Here is a 4,024-nt window from a genome sequence, read left to right on the forward strand (position 1 = left end):
GCCTCGAACACGCCGGCGTCCCGCCACTGCCGGAACCGGTTGGAGACGGTCGACCAGGCGCCGAACTCCCGCGGCATCTCCCGCCACTGCCCGCCGGTCTTAAACCGCCAGATCACGCCCTCGAACTGCTGCCGCAGCCGTTCAGGGTACGGGCCGTACTCGCCGATCGGCAGGTATGGCCCGATGAACTCCCACTCTTCGTCTGTCAGTTGCACTCGCGTCACGCACGACGATCTACCGGATCAGGGCTCGGCGTGAGGGCGATTCCCGAAGATTGATCGCGACTCGATACGCGCCCTAGCTCAACGTTCCTAACGTGGCTGCCGCGATGGCCTGGCGCGGCTCGTCGGCCTGCGCGGTGACCCGGGATCGCTCCCACAGGTGCTCAACAGTCCGGGCCACGAGCGCCGTGACCACTCCTTGCTTGGAGCCGAAGTAGAAGACAGAGCGCCGCGGTCACCCGCGAGGATCAGGGCCTGCGCGGCTCGTCGATGAGCGAGCTGTGAGTCCCCGCTCGTACCGAAGCGCAACAGAGGCCGCCTGTACGGCAGCAAGAGCACACCCCGCAGATGGCACCACAGCAACCACCGCTCCCCTCCCCGGCCCAGGCACCCGGCGGGCGAAGCCAGTGAACCGCCCAGAGGGCCGCAAGCTGCGATCGACGCCAATCTCACCGGCCGTTACTACGACCCGCCACCGCAGCAGAGCCCGCGTCCGCTGAAAACGCCATTCAGAGAGCAGTTTCATGGTCCGGAGGCGGTAGGAGAAGGCCACGCCCCAGCGTCCTTTGGCGCTCAAAATGCGTTCGACGCTGGCGTTGTTGACCTGCTGGGCGAGGATGCCGGCCTCACAATGACACGGACTCCGAATCCGTTACCAGGCGGGCATGAAGTTCCACGTAGAACGGAAGATTTCAATCGATCTGTGATGCGCGCGGGCCGCGCGCGCCGCGCGGAGGGGTGGCGGCTCGCCACGCGGGATGCAATGCGGGATAGAGGCTGACCACGAGATAACCAGCCGCGATCACGAGCAAGGCCGTGGTGAGGCCGGTCATGGCAACCAGCAGGCCAGCGCCGAAAATGCCCACCGGCACCGCGGCCACAACCGTGGCCATGATCGCGCCGGACACGCGCCCCCGGAGCTCCGAGGGAATGCGGCTGAACTGGACAGAGGTCAACAGCGGGTTCACGGGTCCAGCAGCGATGCCAGCGAGAGCCATGGTGACGACAAGCGTGGGAGTTCCGGGCATCGCAGCGATGACGAAGAACTTCGGGGCCCCGGAAATCAGCAACGCGCCAGTCAGGATTACGTGCCGGAGGAACCGATGCCCAACTGCACCGAACAGGACCGCGCCCGCCAGGGCGCCGGCGCCGAAGGCAGCGACCGAAAGCCCCAGGGCGAGCGGATTGTTGAGCACCTGCTCGGCCAAGGTGGGCAGCAGCACGGTGAACAGGGCGTTGTCGGCCATGTTGGCGAACATGAACACCACGAGGATCCGGGGCAGCAACGTGTCCTCGCGGATGAACCGCAGCCCTTCGGTGAGCTCCGCGAAGTACCGCGACGTGCCTTTCGACAGGTGCGGAGCCTTGCGAGGCGATGCTCGGGGCACAGTCAGTCCCACGATCAGGGCTGATACCAGGAAGCTGGCCGCATCCAGGTACAGCACAAGGATGGGCCCGAGAGCCGCGAGGAGCACGCCGCCGAGCAATCCGCCGGTGAGCTGGGCGAGACGCATCACTGTCTCGTGCGCGCTCATCGCCCGTTCCAGCCGCATACCGCCGGCTTCGGCCAGGTCGGGCACGAGGGAGCGGCGGGCTGTTGTGCCTGGAACGTCGAGCATCGAGCCGGCGAACGTGAGGACCAGCAACAGCCAGAACGACAGGTGGCCCAGCATGTGCAGGACCGGGATCGCGGCCACCGTCATGCCGCTGGCCAGGTCGGCATGGACACTGCTGCGGATGAACCCCATGCGGTCCACCAGGGGGCCGCCGAAGAGCCCGGCCAGCACCACGGGAACGAAGTAGGCAACCCCGCTCAGCCCGGCCTGTGCGGGATCACCGGTGGTTTCCAGCACGAACCAGGGAATCGCGATCAGGGCGATCCGGTTTCCCGCGACCGACACCGCCTCGGCTGCCAGGACAGCGCCAAGCGCTCGCCGTGCCACAGTCGTCGACGTGCCTGAAGAAGTCACCTGGTTGCCGGCTCCCGACCCATGATGGTGGCCTGGTCAGTCGGAAAGTACCAGTCCATGAGGTCGGGCTGCCTACCGAAGTGCCCCCACAGACACGCCGCCGCCTGGTCATCCTGCGACGGTGTGCTCGGCCATCCGATCGTGGCCGTTCGGCTGCGATGCGCCGTTTTGGTGTCAGTGAGTGGCTGCGTAGGTGTTAAGCGAGAGCGCATGTTGATGGTTTCCGGCATCACTTGTCGTCCGGGGAGTGCAGGGATATCGGTGAGAAGTAGGAGCACTTGCAGCGGCCTGGGCCCGCACCGATCGTGTGCGGGGGTAGTGCGGACCGTGGCAAGATGACGGCATGTTGACCCGAAAGGCCGATGCCGCGTAGGCGTCCGAAGGGGCTGCGCGCGGAGCGTTGGCGGCCCAGAAGAGGTGTCCCGGTTCGCCGGATCCGAGGTGTTTCCGCGGCGACTCGCGTAGCGATTCGGAAGTTGGAAGAAGAGCGTTTGTGGCCAGGGGCTGTGGCCGCTGCCCTGGCGGAGTGCCGGTGGTATCTGGGGCAGCCAGGGCGCGTTCTGCCAGATCCAGTGATGGGCTGCGACTGCTGTGATCCTCTGGTGGCGCGAGACCGTCTGGAGGACGTGCTGCTGTGGCTTCCCCGTGGTGCTCGGGCTGACCTCGGCAGGCTCGTTGCCAGGTTGGACGCCGAGTTCGACCGCAGGGCCGTCTCCCTCAGCTCTCACCTCATGCTGGCAACTCCGTTCAGTGCTTGCGGGTATTGGCGTCGGCGATTCATGGAGAACTGAGGCCTCAGCGCGTTTCCATGAGGGATGGATCATGCACGCGTCGCCCGGACAACGACACCGGCCTGGGCCGGGATACGGCGGTTCAGCCGGACAGCCCCGGCCCGGAGGCGTGCCGCGGTACGGTCCGCGGCGGAAGGGACGCCGAGGCGTCCTGACCGATCGGGGGCGCTGTCATGCCGAACCGGCGGCCCGTGGATATCAGCCACTCTGGAAGCCCTGCGCCCGCGCGTGCGAGCTGCTGGCGGCCGTGGACCGGGTCCTTGCGCGCTACGCCGCCCAGCTGCCGCTGCAGGATGGTCGGGCGGTCCGGGCAAGCCGGTTTGGGTAAGCCGCCCTGGTCGGGGCGTGTTCGGGGCTGGGGAGGGTTGCGCCCACGGTTGTGTGCACAGGCGGCTGGAGAGGTGCGCCCGGGGTTGCACCGGAGGTACTACCGCAGGTGTGAACCCCCCTTTCCGGATTCCGGCCGCTTCTGCAGGTCAGACTCTGTGGGCAAGCCGTTTCCCGATGCCGACACCCCTTTTGTACGCGATAGCCGTACGAAGGGGTGGGTGTCTTGGCGGGGCGGCGGGCGGCGATGCTGTGGGAACTCCTGCGACCGCTTCTGTGCTGCGCGTTACGGTGATCTGGTTCTGATCGCGACTGCACGGGGGGTGTCCCTGATGGTGACGGCTCGACAGAAGCGGGGCGCGGCGGCGCTGACGCTCGTTGCGGTGCTTGCCGGATGCGGCGGAGGCGACGACAAGCCGTCTGCGGCTTCGTCAGCCGCCGCGACGACGCCCGCGCCCCGCGACGTCGTCGGCTGACCCCAAGGAGGCGGAGAAGACGGCGGTGCTCGCCGCGTTCGATGCGATGTGGGCGGAGCGGAGTGGCCGTACAACTCGACGGCTCGGGTGTGGGGTCGGGGTCCGTCCGAACCGGGGGCTGGATCTGTGCACAAGTTGCTCGCGTACTAGGGCCTGTTCCAGGTTGAGATCACTCGGTGGGGCGGAGGCTGCGGATCCAGATGAGGGAGCCGCGTAGGTGGAGCCCTGCGAGGTAGCTG

General features: G+C 67.3%; 2 protein-coding genes and 1 pseudogene. All 3 read right to left on the reverse strand.

The annotated features are described in order from the left end of the window. Positions 1–224 (reverse strand): transposase (locus ACFU6I_RS47965; protein WP_384380742.1); only part of this gene is annotated, 224 nt, incomplete at its 3' end. A 94-nt stretch (positions 225–318) separates the two neighbouring features. Beyond that, positions 319–441, reverse strand: a pseudogene (locus ACFU6I_RS47970) (TetR/AcrR family transcriptional regulator); the annotation flags it as partial. Positions 442–913: 472 nt separating this feature from the next. After that, entirely contained in the window at positions 914–2,191 is a 1,278-nt protein-coding gene (locus ACFU6I_RS47975; RefSeq protein ID WP_384380745.1) for an MFS transporter, read from the reverse strand. Positions 2,192–4,024: the final 1,833 nt, after the last annotated feature.

The sequence above is a fragment of the Streptomyces sp. NPDC057486 genome, assembly GCF_042802415.1.
Classification (GTDB): Bacteria; Actinomycetota; Actinomycetes; order Streptomycetales; family Streptomycetaceae; genus Streptomyces; species Streptomyces yanii.